This window comes from Photorhabdus akhurstii (assembly GCF_019090985.1).
Classification (GTDB): Bacteria; Pseudomonadota; Gammaproteobacteria; order Enterobacterales; family Enterobacteriaceae; genus Photorhabdus; species Photorhabdus akhurstii.
Map to the genome: position 1 here is coordinate 1,824,741 of NZ_CP020335.1, position 17,698 is coordinate 1,842,438.

Genomic DNA, 17,698 nt, shown 5'->3' on the forward strand with positions numbered 1-17,698 from the left:
ACAGGCTTTTTGCATATTTTTAGCGATAAGAATCAGAATGAAGTACGTTTGTACACGCGATATTCAGGTTTCCAGAAGTTGCGCTCAATTGCTTCATCCAGTGCGCCATCTGAGGTAACAGTGGCAACGCCCTGTATTTGTGCTTCTTTGGCGACTTGTTTAGCAATTTTGCGTGATACTTCCTGAATATCATCAATAAGTGGCAGTAACGGGCCTTGACCTTGTTGGGCTAGAGGTGAACAATCCGCCAGCGTCCGGCTTGCTGCCATCAACATACCGTCAGTAACCAGTTTGGCCCCTGACGCAATAACACCCAGACCAATTCCAGGGAAGATATAGGCGTTGTTACATTGGGCGATTGGATACTCCTGGTCTTTATATTTTACCGGATTAAATGGGCTACCTGTCGCAACCAGAGCCGAGCCATCCGTCCAGTTGATGATATCTTCAGGGCGGGCTTCAACGCGGGAAGTTGGGTTCGATAATGGCATGACGATTGGACGTTCACAGTGTTTATGCATCTCACGGATGATCTCTTCTGTAAACAAACCTGACTGACCTGAAACACCAATCAATACCGTCGGTTTAGCATTACGGACAACATCGAGCAGCGAGATGGCATCGCTGTTCACATCCCATTGAGTCAATGAGTCGCTTTTTTGCACTAGCTTATTCTGGAAATCCAATAGATTTGGCAGTTTGTCTGTCAATAAACCGAAGCGGTCAACCATGAAAATACGGGCACGAGCTTGTTCTTCGCTTAACCCTTCTGATTTCATCTGGGCGACGATCTGTTCTGCAATGCCGCAACCGGCGGAACCCGCTCCGAGGAAGGTGACTGTTTGATCTTTCAATTGACGGCCCGCCGCGCGACTGGCTGCAATTAAGCTACCTAACGTAACGGCGGCAGTTCCCTGAATATCATCATTAAAGCAACAAATCTCGTGGCGATAACGATTAAGAAGAGGCATGGCATTTTTTTGTGCGAAATCTTCAAATTGCAGCAGCACGTTTGGCCAACGGCGTTTAACAGCCTGAATAAATTCGTCTACAAATTCATCATACTCTTCACCGGTGATGCGCGGGTGACGCCAGCCCATATATAACGGGTCATTCAGGCGTTGCGGGTTGTTGGTGCCGACATCCAGGACGACTGGTAGTGTATAAGCTGGGCTGATACCACCGCAGGAGGTATACAAGGAGAGTTTGCCGATAGGAATACCCATGCCGCCAATGCCTTGGTCGCCCAAACCAAGGATACGTTCACCATCGGTAACAACGATGACTTTTACATTTTGTTTGGTCGCATTTTGCAGCATGTCATCAATATGTGCTTTGTTTGGATATGAGATGAACAGGCCACGGGCACGGCGGTAAATATCGGAAAAGTGCTCACAAGCTTCGCCAACGGTTGGCGTGTAGATGATTGGCATCATTTCGTTCAAATGTGCATCCAGCAGGCGGTAGAACAGGGTTTCGTTAGTGTCCTGAATATTTCGCAGATAAATGTGCTTATCTGCATCATTTTTGAAATCAAGATACTGTCGATAAGCACGTTCAGCTTGTTCTTCGATGGTTTCGACCGCTTCCGGTAATAAACCGTAAAGATTAAAGTTGCTGCGTTCTTCTTCAGTAAAAGCGCTGCCTTTATTCAGCAGGGGAAATTCCAACAGCATTGGGCCAGAATAGGGAATATATAGTGGACGTTTACTTTCGTGTTCCAGTTCCATGAATCTTACTCTTTGAACTAAATGGATAACAAGGTTAGCGACAGATCCTAAGAGATAGGAAAAATATGTACAGTAAATGTTACTTAATTATAGGTATTATGAGTGAAAATGAGAGATAACATCCAGATTTGGCTAATAAAATGTTACGATAATTGTTTTTTATAGCGGAAAACCCTCTATCTGCATAGAGGGAAAAATGAATTTTCCACTGGATTCAGAAAGTGTAGTAATCAAATTTGCTGCAACCGAGCGTAGCAAGTATGGATTGAGTTGCACTCCGTTGGGATAAATCACAGTTTTTTTCCTCAACCAATACAGCTCTGTCGATAGCCAGGCAATCACCACCAGAAATGTTCATCAGAATTAGCGCTGCTTGTAATGGGGGTAAGCTTGGGTTAAACGCGGCATTTTCTGCATAACGCCCAGGATAAATTTTTCCATCTTTTCCTAAAAGAGCAGCACCACTGTAGGAATTACTGTATGGGGCATAGCTCTGGTTTGCTGCATCTAATGCAGTCAGGACTAATGTATCCGTGGTTTCTAGTTTATAACCATGATTAACCGGGTCCATCAACAACGTCTTGATGCCCAGATCGTTTGGGCCAAAAGAATCTGGCAGATAATGGCCTAATGTTGAAGGTACCTGCTTTGGCAGGTGAATCTCTAATTGGGAGCCACTATTAAGTTCATTCATAAATTGGCGGCAATGGCCGCACGGAGAGTAATTCACAGTAACAGACGCCAGTTTTTTCTCACCCAATAACCAAGCGTGGGTAATCGCACATTGTTCAGCATGAATCGTTTGTTGTAGTGGCACGCCAGCAAATTCCATATTAGCGCCAAAATAGAGATTTCCGCTTTTACCGCGGGCAATGGCGCCAACATTAAAATGTGATATTGGTGTCAGGGAACATGCCGCTGCAAGTGGCAACAGGGCGACAGCCAGGGTGTTATCGTCAAAACCGCAGGCTTTCTTAATAGATTTAGCCTGTTTAGCAGTGAGCATGGCAGGAAAGTCATTGTTTCCTGCGTAAGGTAAAAGTGCATCCTGTAGTTTAAGGGGTAACTGTACCCAAATAGGATGAAAACGAGCTTGCATAGTGTGATCTCCGAATTAACTTAAGATCATTCTAAGTTGTCTGATTATATTTGTAATGTGATAAATGTCATATAGATGAATGAGACTTATGTAATTGAAGTGGGTAATCAAGCGATTAATATCAAATTTCCTAACAGCTAAACTAGCTAAATAGGTATAACAACACTGGGAATATAAAGGGAGCTGTTAGTGAAGTAATGATACCGCAGGTCATCAATGCCAATGAGCTGTATGCGCCTTCAACGAAATTAACTTCTGCACAGCGGGCAGTACCCAAAGCATGTGATGCTGTTCCCATTGCTAAACCGCGGGACGCTTTGGTTTTTACCTGTAACAGATCGAACAGGTTATGACCAAATATTGCACCGAAAACGCCGACGAAAATAACACAAGCAGCGCTGATTGCCGGAATACCGCCAATGGCATCAGCTACTGCCATTGCTATTGGTGTTGTGACGGATTTAGGTAATATCGAAGCGGCCATTTCAGGTGTTGCTCCCATCCACAAGGCAATAGCAGTGCCTGTCACCATAGCGACAATAGTGCCGATAAAACAGATGCTGATAATGGATTTCCATTGGGCACGGATCTGGTGTAGTTGCTCATATAAAGGAAATGCCAGCGCGACCACGGCGGGCTGGAGTAGATCATTTAGAATTCGGCTGCCGGCAAAATAGTGTTCATAGGACGTGTGGGTTATTAACAATATTGGAATAATGATGGCGATAGAAACCAATAAGGGGTTCAGAATAGGAATTTTGAATCGTAGCGACAGTTTTCTTGCGGTGTAGAATACAACTAATGTTAATGGCAGCGACCACCAAATGTGACTTAACATTTTTATTTCTCTTGTCTTTGTTGTTCACTCTTAACTTCTGATGCGGAACCTATAATCGGGCGTTCACGATGAACATAATGGGAACTGTAAGCCACGATAATCATAACGATTACGGTACTGATCAGACATGAAAAAACAATCGGAACTATCTGTTGGCTGAGTTGATCGTAATAATTCATCACGCCGACGCCGATAGGCAGAAACAACAAAGTCATATTTTTTAGTAACAGACTACAGCCTGGTTTTGCCCAATGAGCAGGAATTAGTTGAAAAGCTAATAAAACGAACAATATCAACATGCCGATAATACTGCCGGGAATAATGATGGGTAATAGGGAAGAAATGGCATTACCTGTCAGCAAACACAAATAAATCAGAACAAATGCTCGCAGGTACTGCCAACCAATAATCAGTACTTCACGAAACGACATAACAAAATTCCTAATTCTGGTGAGGTATTCATCATACAATTAACCTTGGGAATGTGCCATAGATCACACCAAAAAAACGGGGACCATTGCTGATCCCCGTGGGTAAAAATATTAATGAAATAAATTGACTATTATTTCACTTGCATACCGGGTTGGGCGCCGCTGTCAGGGCTGAGTAAGAAGATATCTTTTCCACCAGGTCCAGCCGCCATAACCATCCCTTCCGAAATACCAAAGCGCATTTTGCGTGGCGCCAGATTGGCTACCATAATGGTTAAACGGCCTTCCAGCGCTTTTGGATCAGGATAACTGGAGCGGATACCAGAGAATACCTGGCGGGTTTCGCCACCCAGATCCAGCATCAGTTTCAACAACTTATCCGAGCCTTCGACAAAATCAGCCTGTTTAATAAGGGCGACGCGCATATCAACTTTGGCAAAATCATCGAAGGTGATCGTGTCTTGAATTGGATCTTCCGCCAGTGGACCGCTGACTTTTTGTGGTGTGTTGATGCTCTCTTTAGATGCTGCAACCATAGCGTTCACTTTATCCATATCAATACGATTGAACAGCGCCTTAAAGGCAGAAACTTGATGATCCAGCAACGGTTGTTCAATACCATGCCAGGTGAGTTCTGTATTTAAGAAAGCCTCTGCGCGTTCTGCCAGATTTGGCAAAACGGGTTTCAGGAAAGTCATCAAAACGCGGAACAGATTGATGCCCATTGAACAGATAGCTTGAAGCTCGGCATCACGACCTTCTTCTTTTGCTACCACCCACGGCGCTTGCTCATCCACATAACGGTTTGCCAAATCAGCCAGTGCCATGATTTCGCGGATTGCTTTGCTGAATTCGCGGTTATTAAACTCTTCTGCAATCACCTTGGCCCCATCAATAAACTGTTGGTAAAGCGCCGGATCAGCCAGTTTATCCGCCAGCTTGCCGTTAAAGCGTTTATTAATGAAGCCTGCATTACGGGAGGCCAGGTTAACAACTTTATTAACGATATCGCTGTTAACACGTTGAACAAAATCTTCCAGATTCAGATCGATATCATCAATGCGAGCAGAGAGTTTGGCTGCATAGTAATAACGCAAACAGTCTGCATCCAGATGATCCAAGTAAGTGCTGGCTTTAATAAAAGTACCACGGGATTTGGACATCTTCGCGCCGTTGACGGTGACATAGCCGTGAACAAACACATTGGTTGGCTTACGATAACCGCTGCCTTCCAACATGGCCGGCCAGAACAGGCTGTGGAAATAAACAATGTCTTTACCGATAAAGTGATATAGATCGGTAGTGGAATCTTTTGCCCAGAACTCATCAAAGCTTAGATTGCCGCGTTTGTCACACAGGTTTTGGAAAGAACCCATATACCCAATAGGGGCATCCAGCCAAACATAGAAATATTTGCCCGGCGCATCAGGAATTTCAAAACCGAAATAGGGGGCGTCGCGGGTGATATCCCATTGTTGTAAACCGGATTCAAACCATTCCTGCATTTTGTTAGCAACTTGTTCTTGTAATGCGCCGGAACGGGTCCAGGCTTGCAGCATGTCACTGAATGCGGGCAGATCGAAGAAGAAGTGCTCTGTTTCACGCATTTCTGGCGTCGCACCGGAGACGGCAGAACGGGGGCTGATTAGTTCAGTCGGACTGTAAGTCGAACCGCAAACTTCACAGTTATCGCCATACTGATCTTCTGCCTTACATTTCGGGCAGCTACCTTTGACAAAGCGATCCGGCAGAAACATATTCTTCTCAGGATCGTATAACTGAGAAATAGTACGATTCTTAATATGGCCGTTTTTTTTCAGTTCGAGATAGATTTTCGTTGAGAACGCTTGGTTCTCTTCACTATGCGTAGAGTGATAGTTATCGTAGCTCACCGAAAAGCCAGTAAAATCCTGATGATGCTCTTGGTTCACCGTGGCGATCATCTCTTCAGGAGCAATACCCATTTGCTGAGCTTTCAGCATGATTGGCGTTCCATGAGCGTCATCGGCACAGATAAAGTGAACCTCTTTGCCGCGCATTCGCTGAAAACGGACCCAAATATCTGCTTGGATATGTTCCAGCATGTGACCGAGATGGATTGGACCGTTAGCATATGGCAACGCGCACGTCACCAATAATTTTTTTGCGACTTGAGACATAGTAAGGATCTGACTTCCAATAAGTGAAAAAGGAAGTTTGATGTTAACCGATTAAAAAAATTGTCGCTAGGGTAAGGCTCAATCTTAGTGCGTTTTGTTGGATAAAAATCGAATCAGTGAACGGGAAGCGGGTTTTTGTCGCCAATCTTATCTGAACGCATTGGGTTCTGTTATGATGGAGAGATGGTTTTTAGCTAATGATAATCATTAAAGGAGCCGGGATGAACTCACAATCCCCCGAGCAGACCAATCCTGACCTGCTGAAATCTCAGGTAACAAAAATACTTGCTGCTTTTACACACCTGACACTAGAACGTGATTTGATAACACTGAAAGCTTTACATCACTGTACGATGCTTGATGGTGTTTTGCACATTGAATTACTGATGCCGTTTGTCTGGCAACGCGGCTTTAAAGCGTTAAAAGCGGCGACAACGGAAAAATTACAGGCGGTAACTGGCGCAAAATCGGTGGCATGGAAATTGATCCATGATATCAGCACATTACGTCGTGCTAATGATCTGCCGGGAATTAATGGCGTCCGTAATATTTTGGCTGTCAGCTCAGGTAAAGGCGGGGTGGGTAAATCCAGCACCGCCGTAAACCTGGCGCTGGCATTGGCTCAAGAGGGGGCAAAGGTCGGTATTCTTGATGCAGATATCTACGGCCCTTCTGTTCCGAGTATGTTGGGAACCTCCAAAGAGCGCCCAACTTCCCCTGATGGGCAGCATATGGCGCCGATCATGACGCATGGCCTTGCCACTAACTCTATTGGTTATTTAGTAACAGACGATAATGCAATGGTATGGCGTGGCCCAATGGCTAGTAAAGCATTGATGCAGATGTTACAGGATACATTATGGCCGGATCTTGATTATCTGGTTATCGATATGCCACCAGGGACCGGTGATATTCAACTCACTTTGTCACAAAACATCCCGGTAACGGGGGCGCTGGTGGTAACAACGCCTCAGGATATTGCTTTGATTGACGCAATGAAAGGTATCGTCATGTTCCAGAAAGTGAAGGTGCCTGTATTGGGGATTGTCGAAAACATGAGTGTGCATGTTTGCAGCAACTGTGGTCATTCGGAACCTATCTTTGGTACGGGTGGGGCAGAAAAATTGGCGGTTAAATATCACTGTAAATTATTGGGACAAATCCCTCTGCATATTTCACTGCGTGAAGATCTGGATCGTGGTCAGCCAACGGTTATCAGTGATCCTGATAGTGAATTCACGGATATTTATCGCGAAATTGCCGCGAATATTTCAGCGCAGATGTATTGGCAAGGTGAGAAGATACCAACAGAAATCTCATTCCGTGCCGTTTAATGCGGGTATTTGATTGATGATAGCGGGCGATGGATGTTTTCATTGCCCGCTTTTTGCATGGGGAGATTTTGTATGGGGAATAAGTATGCTTGTCCGATTTCCCTCGTTACGATTTCCCTTGTTACATCGTTTTTATGCGAAACGCTTCGAAAAAAATGAGACTTATCTTGTTTACACTGGAACAGATACCATTAACTCCCTATAATCTCGCCAAACTTAGCACTCATAAGTGCTTTGTTCCCATTTTTTTCTAGAATCAGGTTATCTCTATTATGGCTGACGAAGCATATCAGTGCACAATTGTAGGAATTTCTGGTGCATCTGCCTCAGGTAAAAGTCTCATTGCTAATACACTTTATCGTGAATTACGCGCTCAGGTTGGTGATCACAATATCGGTATTATACCAGAGGATTGCTATTATAAAGATCAGAGCAATCTATCAATGGAAGAGCGTTATAAGACTAATTATGACCATCCAAGCTCAATGGATCACAATCTGCTCTTTTCTCACCTGCAAGCGCTGAAAATGGGTGAATCAATTGAATTACCACAATACGATTATGTTGCCCATACACGTAAACTAGAATCGATTCATTTTGCGCCGAAAAGAGTTATTATCCTAGAGGGTATTTTGTTATTGACTGATAAACGCTTGCGTCAGGAGATGGACTTCTCTATTTTTGTTGATACGCCACTGGATATTTGCCTTATGCGTCGTATTAAACGGGATGTGCATGAACGGGGACGCTCTCTGGATTCGGTGATTGAGCAATATCATAAAACTGTGCGTCCAATGTTCCTGCAATTTATTGAACCATCAAAGCAATATGCAGATATTATTGTGCCGCGCGGGGGTAAAAACCGAGTAGCGATTGATATATTGAAAGCCAAAATTGGTCAGTTCTGCGAATAATAAAACTTTGCTTGTCAGGCATTGAATTGATAAGCATCATCGTATTTGAGAGGAAATAATGCGACTCTGTGACCGCGACATAATTAAATGGCTTGATGAAGGTAAATTGATCATTGCTCCACGTCCGCCGATTGAACGCATTAACGGGGCAACTGCTGATGTGCGCCTTGGGAATCAGTTTCGTGTTTTCTGTGGTCATACTGCGGCATATATTGATTTGAGTGGCCCGAAAGATGAGGTCAGCGCTGCGCTTGATCGTGTGATGAGTGATGAAATTATCCTGTCTGACGATGAGGTTTTTTTCCTCCATCCTGGCGAGTTGGCACTGGCTGTTACGCTGGAATCCGTCACATTGCCGGACGATTTGGTGGGCTGGCTTGATGGCCGTTCTTCTCTTGCTCGTCTTGGGTTGATGGTGCACGTGACGGCACATCGGATTGATCCTGGTTGGCATGGTCAGATTGTTCTCGAATTCTATAACTCCGGTAAATTGCCTCTGGCGTTACGTCCGGGCATGGTCATCGGCGCTTTGAGTTTTGAACCATTGTCTGGTTCCGCAGACCGTCCGTATAACCGTCGTCAAGACGCGAAGTATAAAAACCAACAGGGTGCGGTGGGTAGTCGTATTGATGAAGATTAATATTTTTATCGGCTATTGAGTTGCATTGACTGTTTTGACAAAAAAGCGGAGGAAGTCATGAAGAGATTACTGACGACACTGATTATTTTGCTGGTCGTGATTATTACCGGTCTGGCAGCATTAGTCATGTTGGTGAACCCGAATGACTTTCGTGCTTATATGGTCAAACAGGTGCAAAAGAAGAGTGGCTACCAACTCGTCCTGCAAGATGGTATGCGCTGGCATGTCTGGCCAAAACTGAGCATTATTACCGGGCGTATGTCATTAACGGCCCCAGGAGCGGCTCAGCCAACAGTGACGGCAGAAAATATGCGTCTTGATGTGGAGTTGTGGCCGCTTCTTTCTCATCAACTTGCTGTGAAAGAGGTGATGCTGAAAGGGGCGATATTGAGAGTAACCCCAGAGAGTCAATCTCAGAAAAAAGAGAATATCCCTATTGCACCAAAAGGGAGTGCGGCCAATTCTGTTGCGAAGGGGGAGGGTTGGAAGCTTGATATTGCCAGAATTAAAGTCGTGGATAGTTTGCTTATTTGGCAGCGTGATGAGCATGAGCAGTTAAATGTCCGCGATATTAATCTGCTGATGGCGCGGGATAACCAAAACCATATCAGCGTGGAGTTAAGTAGCAAAGTCAGTAAGAATCAGCAAGAACTGGCTTTTAATCTTAATGCTGATGTTGATATTACTGATTATCCATATCGTGTTGCTGGTAATATTGACTCTTTTGATTATCAATTCCAGGGCGCGGGTATACCTACGGGGGGAATTAGTGGTTCAGGAAAAGTACATGCTGTTTATCAAAAAGAGACGGCAGATGAACCGCAAATCGTTTCTTTACAGATGTTGAGTTTCACCGCTAATGAGAGTGAACTGCATGGCAGTATAAAAGCCATGTTGGGGGCTCACGCGGATTATCAGATCGACTTATCTTCCCAAAAACTGAATCTAGATAATCTGATGGGATGGGACTTGTTTCCTAAAGAAGGCTCAGAAGTTAAACGTTATTACCGGGTAGAGAATAGTTCGGCTAAACCGGTGATCGCTGTTTCAAGCTCTGCCCAGACTGATTATAGCGCCACGTTCCTAAATGATTTTAATGCTAATGTGATTATTAATGCGGATAAGTTTGTTTATCGAGGAATGGAGATCGATAACCTGATATTGAAAGCGACAAGTAATAGTGGTGTCGCTGAAATTTCTACTCTGAATGGCAAATTATTTGGTGGTGATTTCTCTATTCCGGTTTTTTTAGATGCAACGGGTAATCAACTTAAGTTACACGCAAAACCTTTGCTGCGGAATATAGAACTGGAACCGGTACTCAAAGCATTTTCTTTACCACAGGCATTTAGTGGTAAATTCAATCTGAATGGGGATCTTTCTGGTAAAGGATATGATGGTTATGCGATTTCGCATATTTGGCAGGGTGATCTTAATTTCAGTTTAGTTAATGCCAAAATGTATGGATTAAATATCGCACAATTAGTCCAGCAATCTGTTGCTCGTGCAACGGATAAAGTGAATATTACTGATAATATGGATAACTTTACCCGTGCCAAAAAGCTTGATGTTAAAGCGGTACTGAATCGAGGTGATATAAAAATCAGTCGACTTCATGCGGTATCTGATCTGCTAAATATTGATGGACAGGGTAAGGCTAATATACTTAAACAAAATGTTGATGTCGCTTTAAAAGTACAGGTAACACAAGGATGGGGCAAAGATAATGAATTGGTTAGCCGTCTGCGAAAAATGAAAGTACCACTGAGAGTTTATGGTCATTGGGATAATCTGCAATACAATTTGGATATTGAACAACTGCTACGTAATGAGTTGGAGGACAAGGTAAAGCAGGCTATTAACGATTGGGTTGAACGTAGCAGTCATTAGCTGTATTAGCTCATGCCTGATTTGACCGTTCAATTCTGGTTAATTGACTATTATGCTTAACCAGATACTTAAATAAATTCTTATCGTTGCCTGAGCGGTCAATTTCGGTACAAAAGTGAATTTCTACTTGTGAGTTAAATTTTAATAATTGCTAACATCTCTTCATTTTTTTCATCCATGCCGACTTCAACAAAGCCAAAACTGGCATAAAAGTTGCTTGCTACAGTGTTGCTTGGCTTATAACAGATTTCTATTTCTTTTAATCCATTTGTTTGCCTAATTTCATTAAGGGCTAGCAGCATTGCCTGGCGTCCAATGCCTTTATTTTGATGTTGTTGATCCACCATAAATCGCCAAATTGATGTCTTTTGATCTGTTTCAGGCACCCACATAAAAAATCCGACAGGTTTATCGTCTAAGCAAATTGCACGTGTTTGGTATGAGGGATTGAATTTTGATTCAACCAGTGACCACACGTTATCTGCGACATATTCACACTGGTCATCGGTTACTGTTAGATCACAGACATCTTCATAATTGTTTTTATCAACATCAGCGAGGGTTATATTCATGTAATATCCTTTTAAATTGATGAATAATATTATTGATTGGCAAGTGTATATGAAGTTTATTGAATTGAGAAGCTATGGATTTTTTGTTCTAAATACAAAGTTATTTAATTTAGTTAGATAAATCATTAACAGTATTCGCATAGAGTTCCGCATATAATAGTTCCGAATATAGTATTGATAGCAAAGGCTAAAAAAATCCCGGTACAGTTTAAACTGACCGGGTTTTATTTTGTTTCCGAGGAAAAACTCAGTGATGGCAAATATGATTAATGATCAATAACACTGAGTTATTCTTTATTTTCTTCCTCTGACGCCAGAGGGGTGATTTTTACCTTATTAATTCGGTGACTGGTCACTTCCAACGGTTCAAACAGATAATTATCAATCTGTAATTGCTCGCCTTGTTGTGGAATATGTTGTGAATGTTCCATCAATAAACCTGCCAAGGTTTGATATTCACGTTTTTCATCCAGTTGCAAAGGAACATAAAGGATCAAATCATCCAGCGGCATATAACCATTGGCGATCCAACCACCATTTTCAGTCGCCTGAATATCATGGCGGGCATCAGTTTCTTCGCCATCTACCGGCAAATTACCCGCGATAGTTTCCATTACGTCGGTCAAGGTCACCACGCCTTCCACAGAACCAAATTCATCGACAACAAACGCGAAGTGAGTTTGTGCTTGGCGGAACTGCTCCAATGCCTGAAGTAGTGAAAGCTGTTCAGGGAAAATCAGCGGTTGTTTTATCAGCGAGTGTAAATCGAAAGGTTGTTGGTTAAGCTGTTGATTCAATAAATCAATAACATGGACAACACCTAATGGTTCGTCACTGATATTTTCATCTGTTACCACAATGCGTGTGTGAGGACTTTTACTCAGTATTTGCGTCAGATTTTCGGTTGGTGCATGAATATCAAGGTACTCCACGTCGTGACGGGAAGTCATGATACTGTTGACGTTACGCTGCGCCATACCCAGAACTCTGGCAATCATTTGGCGTTCTTGTGGATCAAACACTTCCTGATTATCAGAAATCAGATTAGATGTATGATTGTCCAATTCTGCGTTTTCATGCTTACCACTCAGGATACGTAAAACAGCTTCGGCTGTTCTTTCACGTAGCGAACGGGAAGCAGTAAGAAATCTGCGGCGGTTAAACTGGGCAAATTGATTTAAGGATTCAATCATAATGGAGAAGCCGATAGCGGCGTACAAGTAGCCTTTTGGTATGTGATAACCAAAACCTTCGGCTACCAGACTGAAACCGATCATCAACAAGAAGCTCAGACAGAGAATAACGATAGTCGGGTGAGCATTGACGAAAGTGGTCAGCGGCTTACTTGCCAGTATCATCAGGAACATCGCAATGGTGACTGCCGCGATCATGATACCGATGTTGTCTACCATACCAACAGCAGTAACCACTGAATCTAGTGAGAATACAGCATCAAGGACAATTATCTGAACGACAACCGTCCAAAATTTAGATGTTTTGCGCTGTTGTCCTGAGTGGGCATCTTTACCTTCCAGCCGTTCATTCAGCTCCATCGTCGCTTTGAACAGTAAGAAAAGGCCGCCTATCAGCATAATCAAGTCGCGGGCGCTAAATGGATGTTCCCAAAGCGTAATTAATGGATGAGTTAGCGTTATCAGCCAGGAAAGACTAAAAAGCAGTACGACACGCATCAGTAATGCGCAACTCAGACCTGTAATTCTTGCTTTGTCTCTTAGTTTTTCAGGAAGTTTATCTGCCAGAATGGCAATAAAGACCAAGTTGTCGATTCCAAGGACAATTTCTAGAACGATAAGAGTAACCAGTCCAGCCCATATCGTCGGATCAGCGATCCATTCCATACAGTTTGTTTTACCTTTTAATATGACGGCTCATGCCGAATAATGAATAATGGGCATTGACTCATCAAATTTCAATAGTTGATTTTTCATCTTGGGAAGTTTTTTCCAAAAAATGAGGTGTGGCGGCATCGATGGCACCAATAACTATCCATTAGGACGCATCCTGAGTTAACATGTGATCACATTAACAAATTGCATACTAATTATTATTAGTGTGCAGAATTATCATCAGACAGGAGTTATTCATGTCCAAGCAGCAGATTGGTGTTGTCGGTATGGCGGTGATGGGGCGTAATCTGGCGCTAAATATTGAGAGCCGTGGTTATTCCGTATCTATATTTAACCGTTCAAGTGATAAAACTGACGAAGTGATCGCCGAAAATCCGGGGAAGAAATTAGTTCCAAGCTACACTATCGAAGAATTTGTCGATTCACTGGAAAAACCGCGCCGTATTCTGCTCATGGTTAAGGCTGGTGAAGCAACCGATAAAACTATTGCTTCACTGACTCCACATCTGGATAAAGGTGATATTTTGATTGATGGGGGTAATACCTATTTTCAGGATACTATCCGTCGTAATCGAGAGCTTTCTGCTCAAGGTTTTAATTTTATCGGTACCGGGGTTTCCGGTGGTGAAGAGGGGGCATTGAAAGGGCCATCTATCATGCCTGGCGGTCAAAAAGAGGCGTATGAATTGGTAGCGCCAATTCTGCAAGAGATTGCGGCTAAAGCGGAAGGTGAACCTTGTGTGGCCTATATTGGACCGGATGGCGCCGGCCATTATGTGAAAATGGTTCACAATGGCATTGAATACGGTGATATGCAGCTTATTGCTGAAGCCTATTCTTTATTGAAGAATGCCCTAAATCTGAGTAATGAAGAACTGTCTGAGATTTTCACTGACTGGAATAACGGCGAATTGAGTAGCTATTTGATTGAAATCACTGCTGATATTTTCCGTAAGAAAGATGAAGCAGGCCAATATTTGGTTGATGTGATTTTGGATGAAGCAGCAAATAAAGGCACGGGTAAGTGGACCAGCCAGAGCTCTCTGGATTTAGGTATTCCAGTGACGTTGATCACAGAATCAGTATTTGCACGTTATATCTCTTCTCTAAAAGATCAGCGAATGGCTGCGGCTAAAATTTTGAGCGGGCCGGAAGCACAACCATTTAAAGGTGATAAGGCCGAATTTATTGAGAAAGTCCGCCGTGCGCTTTATTTGGGTAAAATTGTCTCTTATGCTCAGGGTTTTCAGCAATTGAAAGCGGCATCTGATGAGTACCAGTGGGATCTCAATTACGGTGAGATTGCCGGGATTTTCCGGGCGGGTTGTATTATTCGTGCTCAATTCCTGCAAAAAATTACTGACGCGTATAACGAAAATGCGGATATTGCTAACCTGTTGTTGGCGCCTTACTTTAAGAAAATTGCTGATGAATATCAGCAAGCGCTGCGTGATGTCGTCTCGTATGGTGTGCAAAATGGTATCCCAACTCCCACGTTCTCCGCTGCTATTTCTTACTATGATAGTTATCGTTCTGCTGTATTGCCCGCTAATTTAATTCAGGCTCAACGTGATTATTTTGGTGCTCATACTTATAAGCGTACTGATAAAGAGGGGGTTTTCCATACTGAATGGATGGAATAAGCCCAAGTATTATCGATTGACCAGGAACGTGAAGAGGCCACATCAGATATGATGCGGTTTTAATTTCCGCGATCGTCTGGAATATGCCGTTACGGTTTTTTAACAAATGTACCGTAACGGCGTAGCCTGAATTTCAGAATATGACTTATCTGAGTGTGATGATTGTCACATTAATCCCGGATTAAACAATAGGATCAATACTAATAATGTGAAAATCAAAACGATTATTCCCTACATGAACCAGCTTCAAGTTTTTAGGGAAATTGAGGCCCTCATCGACAGTTGCAATACCGACAGCATCATAAGAAAAATAGAATGACCCGTTACTAATATATTCTCCGGTGTTGACATTTCTTACATAAATTGAAGTGACTATCTCTTTCTGTACCAATAATTCGTTAACGACAGTATAATTATCATCTGTTGTTGCGTTAACGTCGATTGTTTCTTGTTCTTCTCCATTAAATATCTTGACAATCATAGAGAATTTTATATCTGAATGAGTATCATCGATGATTCTTAGTGCAACCAGTTTCGTATCTTTCTGCATAATTCTGAATTTAGATAATCCTCTGATTTCTCTATCGATATCTGGATTATCGACTACCCACTCATAATATTTACTCTCTGGATCGTTATAATGGCGCCATGCATGGACTTTTGATAACTTGCCAATTTTTACTGAACGGAACTTATCGTTAAGATTGGAAGGGAGCGATATAATTTTATCTAGCTCTGGGTAATCATGTGACTTACCCTGATAGTTTTTCTCTTCGAAAAATGTGACGCCGGTAATTAATTCTTTTGTCATTCTTTTACTCCTTAAAGTTAATGTAAGTAATATATAGGTTGCCAAGAAATAATGTTTCTGCTAATAAATGCCTATGTAATGCTTTTCTGGAAATATACCTGGTTGTATTAATGCGAAGTATATAGTATTTGCTCGTTTCTACTATTTTTACAAATTGGCTTTTTATATATGATATTTGCTACTAATAATTTATTCGTTCCTCATCTTTAGATGTGATATATCCAGTCAATAAAGGAATAATATTCGATAGGTTAATATTAAAATTAGCATAAAAATGTATAAAGTAAAGCTGTTTAAAAAGTACCTAATAATATCTTGATAATTATATTAATATAGTCCAACTAACTGTTTGAAATATGAGAGTTTGATACTTTTAGTGAGTCTTGTATCTTAGGCTTGGTATTCAATTTAATTGTGAATATTTTTCATGTTTGGTGTTTTGAGTAGATGTTATAAGATTGTTTTTTATTAATAATATTATGAAAATACCTAGAATTAAATATGCAATAATGTAATGGTTGGATGTTTCTATAATTTTTAGAATTAATCGTTAGGGAACTATTTATCTCAAAGGAAATAGATTATGATCATTGTTCTTGGGGATATTGATTTAATGTTTTTTTAGGTTAAATTATTATTTAACTTTTTAGTTATAAATTTTTATGAAAAAAGACAAATAACAGTGAATGGCTAACTGATTGTTAAAAATTTATTTTATTGGCAAAAATGAATACACCGTTGCGGTTTTTAATGATATTCCGCAACGGTGTTGCTTAAATTTTCAGAACGTAGCCTGTCTGAAAACAATGGTTAATTATTGTTACATTATGACCGGATTAGTTAGAAAAATCGGTACTGATAATATGAATATCGAAACGATTACCACCTACATTAACTATTCTGAGATTTTTAGGGAAATTAGCTTTCTCATCAATAGTAACAACACCATTTGCATCACGATAGAAATAGAATGATCCGTTATTAATATATACTCCAGTACTGGTATTTCTTATTGCAATGGCAGTGACTAACTCGGTCTCAAATGGCAGTATACCAACCAGTGCATAATCATCATCAGTTGTTGTTTCAACTGGACCCACACAATGTGTATTCGTGAACATTGAGAATTTAATACCTGAATAAGTATCATCAATAAGTCTTAATGCAACTAGACAGGTATCTTTTGGTGCTACTTTGAACTTAGATAATCCTCTAATTTCTCTATCGATATCTGGATGATCGTATTCCCATTCACGATAGCGTTGACCTGGTTCACAATCGCTCTGATGACGCCATGCATAAACTTTTGATAGTGTTCCAACTCTTACTGAGCGGAATCTGTCGTTGAGATCATAAGGCAGTGGAATAATAACATCATTTTCTGGATAATGGTGCGCTTCACCCAGAAAGTATTTTCTATCGAAAAAAGTTGCACCTGTAACTAACTTATTAGTCATATTTTTCTATTCCTTAAACTTTATTTTAAAAAAACGTCATCTTTCTTTTTGAAAGCGATATGAGAATACAGTGAGTGTGGGTTCTTGTATTTAATAAAATATAATGAATAGGCATATTAAATTGTTGCCAATATAACACCAATATAATTGACATGTCATTTTATGCTGATAATTGAAATAAAGATTCTGAAATTAAAAATAATTGAAGATTCCTATCAAAAGACACCTTTATTGGGGTAGGGAATTATCCCCTAATGTAATTGATAATTTTTTGTATATGGCTCAGTAGTGAATAATTAGATATTCATGGTA

General features: G+C 41.5%; 14 protein-coding genes. 5 read left to right on the forward strand and 9 right to left on the reverse strand.

Annotated elements, in window-relative coordinates:
* Nucleotides 1-32: 32 nt before the first annotated feature.
* The 5 genes from B0X70_RS07960 to metG all read right to left on the reverse strand — a co-directional run bounded on the left by B0X70_RS07960 (nucleotide 33) and on the right by metG (nucleotide 6,257).
* Nucleotides 33-1,730 carry an NAD-dependent malic enzyme gene (locus B0X70_RS07960; protein WP_217471244.1) on the reverse strand — a complete coding sequence of 566 codons (1,698 nt, stop codon included), beginning with the start codon at nucleotides 1,728-1,730 and terminating at the stop codon, nucleotides 33-35.
* Nucleotides 1,731-1,944: 214 nt separating this feature from the next.
* Nucleotides 1,945-2,829, reverse strand: coding sequence for a cytidine deaminase (gene cdd / locus B0X70_RS07965; protein ID WP_217471245.1), 885 nt, complete (start codon nucleotides 2,827-2,829; stop codon nucleotides 1,945-1,947).
* A gap of 142 nt (nucleotides 2,830-2,971) precedes the next feature.
* Nucleotides 2,972-3,667: a CidB/LrgB family autolysis modulator gene (locus B0X70_RS07970; RefSeq protein ID WP_036814618.1), complete on the reverse strand. Its 696-nt coding sequence runs from the start codon at nucleotides 3,665-3,667 to the stop codon at nucleotides 2,972-2,974.
* 2 nt (nucleotides 3,668-3,669) lie between these two features.
* Nucleotides 3,670-4,098 carry a CidA/LrgA family protein gene (locus B0X70_RS07975; RefSeq protein WP_217471246.1) on the reverse strand — a complete coding sequence of 143 codons (429 nt, stop codon included), beginning with the start codon at nucleotides 4,096-4,098 and terminating at the stop codon, nucleotides 3,670-3,672.
* A gap of 131 nt (nucleotides 4,099-4,229) precedes the next feature.
* Complete coding sequence (gene metG, locus B0X70_RS07980; protein ID WP_217471247.1) at nucleotides 4,230-6,257, reverse strand: methionine--tRNA ligase; 2,028 nt, start codon at nucleotides 6,255-6,257, stop codon at nucleotides 4,230-4,232.
* Between the two features lie 221 nt (nucleotides 6,258-6,478).
* Here metG and apbC point away from each other — a divergent pair, with 221 nt between their 5' ends.
* The 4 genes from apbC (at nucleotide 6,479) to asmA (ending at nucleotide 11,035) form a co-directional block, all read left to right on the forward strand.
* Nucleotides 6,479-7,591, forward strand: coding sequence for an iron-sulfur cluster carrier protein ApbC (apbC, locus tag B0X70_RS07985; protein ID WP_217471248.1), 1,113 nt, complete (start codon nucleotides 6,479-6,481; stop codon nucleotides 7,589-7,591).
* Nucleotides 7,592-7,863: 272 nt separating this feature from the next.
* Nucleotides 7,864-8,505: a uridine kinase gene (udk, locus tag B0X70_RS07990; protein ID WP_118985326.1), complete on the forward strand. Its 642-nt coding sequence runs from the start codon at nucleotides 7,864-7,866 to the stop codon at nucleotides 8,503-8,505.
* A gap of 58 nt (nucleotides 8,506-8,563) precedes the next feature.
* Nucleotides 8,564-9,145, forward strand: a complete 582-nt coding sequence (gene dcd, locus B0X70_RS07995; protein ID WP_040151020.1) for a dCTP deaminase — start codon at nucleotides 8,564-8,566, stop codon at nucleotides 9,143-9,145.
* A 57-nt stretch (nucleotides 9,146-9,202) separates the two neighbouring features.
* Nucleotides 9,203-11,035: an outer membrane assembly protein AsmA gene (gene asmA / locus B0X70_RS08000; RefSeq protein WP_217471249.1), complete on the forward strand. Its 1,833-nt coding sequence runs from the start codon at nucleotides 9,203-9,205 to the stop codon at nucleotides 11,033-11,035.
* Between the two features lie 134 nt (nucleotides 11,036-11,169).
* Here the strand turns inward: asmA and B0X70_RS08005 are convergent, their stop codons facing one another.
* Complete coding sequence (locus B0X70_RS08005; protein WP_217471250.1) at nucleotides 11,170-11,607, reverse strand: GNAT family N-acetyltransferase; 438 nt, start codon at nucleotides 11,605-11,607, stop codon at nucleotides 11,170-11,172.
* 287 nt (nucleotides 11,608-11,894) lie between these two features.
* On the reverse strand, nucleotides 11,895-13,466 hold the full coding sequence (locus B0X70_RS08010; protein ID WP_036777931.1) for a TerC family protein: 1,572 nt from the start codon (nucleotides 13,464-13,466) through the stop codon (nucleotides 11,895-11,897).
* Between the two features lie 245 nt (nucleotides 13,467-13,711).
* Here B0X70_RS08010 and gndA point away from each other — a divergent pair, with 245 nt between their 5' ends.
* Nucleotides 13,712-15,118: an NADP-dependent phosphogluconate dehydrogenase gene (gene gndA / locus B0X70_RS08015; RefSeq protein ID WP_217471251.1), complete on the forward strand. Its 1,407-nt coding sequence runs from the start codon at nucleotides 13,712-13,714 to the stop codon at nucleotides 15,116-15,118.
* A 181-nt stretch (nucleotides 15,119-15,299) separates the two neighbouring features.
* Here gndA and B0X70_RS08020 read toward each other — a convergent pair whose 3' ends face one another.
* A complete protein-coding gene (locus B0X70_RS08020; RefSeq protein ID WP_217471252.1) occupies nucleotides 15,300-15,929 on the reverse strand; it encodes a beta/gamma crystallin domain-containing protein in 630 nt (209 codons plus the stop codon).
* A gap of 836 nt (nucleotides 15,930-16,765) precedes the next feature.
* Nucleotides 16,766-17,386 (reverse strand): beta/gamma crystallin domain-containing protein, encoded by a 621-nt coding sequence (locus B0X70_RS08025; protein ID WP_036777938.1) that lies wholly within the window; start codon nucleotides 17,384-17,386, stop codon nucleotides 16,766-16,768.
* Between the last annotated feature and the right edge of the window lie 312 nt (nucleotides 17,387-17,698).

Bases quoted from the DNA above. Each gene is read 5' to 3' on its own strand.
- B0X70_RS07960 (WP_217471244.1), bottom strand. From the start codon at position 1,730: ATGGAACTGGAACACGAAAGTAAACGTCCACTATATATTCCCTATTCT.
- cdd (WP_217471245.1), bottom strand. From the start codon at position 2,829: ATGCAAGCTCGTTTTCATCCTATTTGGGTACAGTTACCCCTTAAACTA.
- B0X70_RS07970 (WP_036814618.1), bottom strand. From the start codon at position 3,667: ATGTTAAGTCACATTTGGTGGTCGCTGCCATTAACATTAGTTGTATTC.
- B0X70_RS07975 (WP_217471246.1), bottom strand. From the start codon at position 4,098: ATGTCGTTTCGTGAAGTACTGATTATTGGTTGGCAGTACCTGCGAGCA.
- metG (WP_217471247.1), bottom strand. From the start codon at position 6,257: ATGTCTCAAGTCGCAAAAAAATTATTGGTGACGTGCGCGTTGCCATAT.
- apbC (WP_217471248.1), top strand. From the start codon at position 6,479: ATGAACTCACAATCCCCCGAGCAGACCAATCCTGACCTGCTGAAATCT.
- udk (WP_118985326.1), top strand. From the start codon at position 7,864: ATGGCTGACGAAGCATATCAGTGCACAATTGTAGGAATTTCTGGTGCA.
- dcd (WP_040151020.1), top strand. From the start codon at position 8,564: ATGCGACTCTGTGACCGCGACATAATTAAATGGCTTGATGAAGGTAAA.
- asmA (WP_217471249.1), top strand. From the start codon at position 9,203: ATGAAGAGATTACTGACGACACTGATTATTTTGCTGGTCGTGATTATT.
- B0X70_RS08005 (WP_217471250.1), bottom strand. From the start codon at position 11,607: ATGAATATAACCCTCGCTGATGTTGATAAAAACAATTATGAAGATGTC.
- B0X70_RS08010 (WP_036777931.1), bottom strand. From the start codon at position 13,466: ATGGAATGGATCGCTGATCCGACGATATGGGCTGGACTGGTTACTCTT.
- gndA (WP_217471251.1), top strand. From the start codon at position 13,712: ATGTCCAAGCAGCAGATTGGTGTTGTCGGTATGGCGGTGATGGGGCGT.
- B0X70_RS08020 (WP_217471252.1), bottom strand. From the start codon at position 15,929: ATGACAAAAGAATTAATTACCGGCGTCACATTTTTCGAAGAGAAAAAC.
- B0X70_RS08025 (WP_036777938.1), bottom strand. From the start codon at position 17,386: ATGACTAATAAGTTAGTTACAGGTGCAACTTTTTTCGATAGAAAATAC.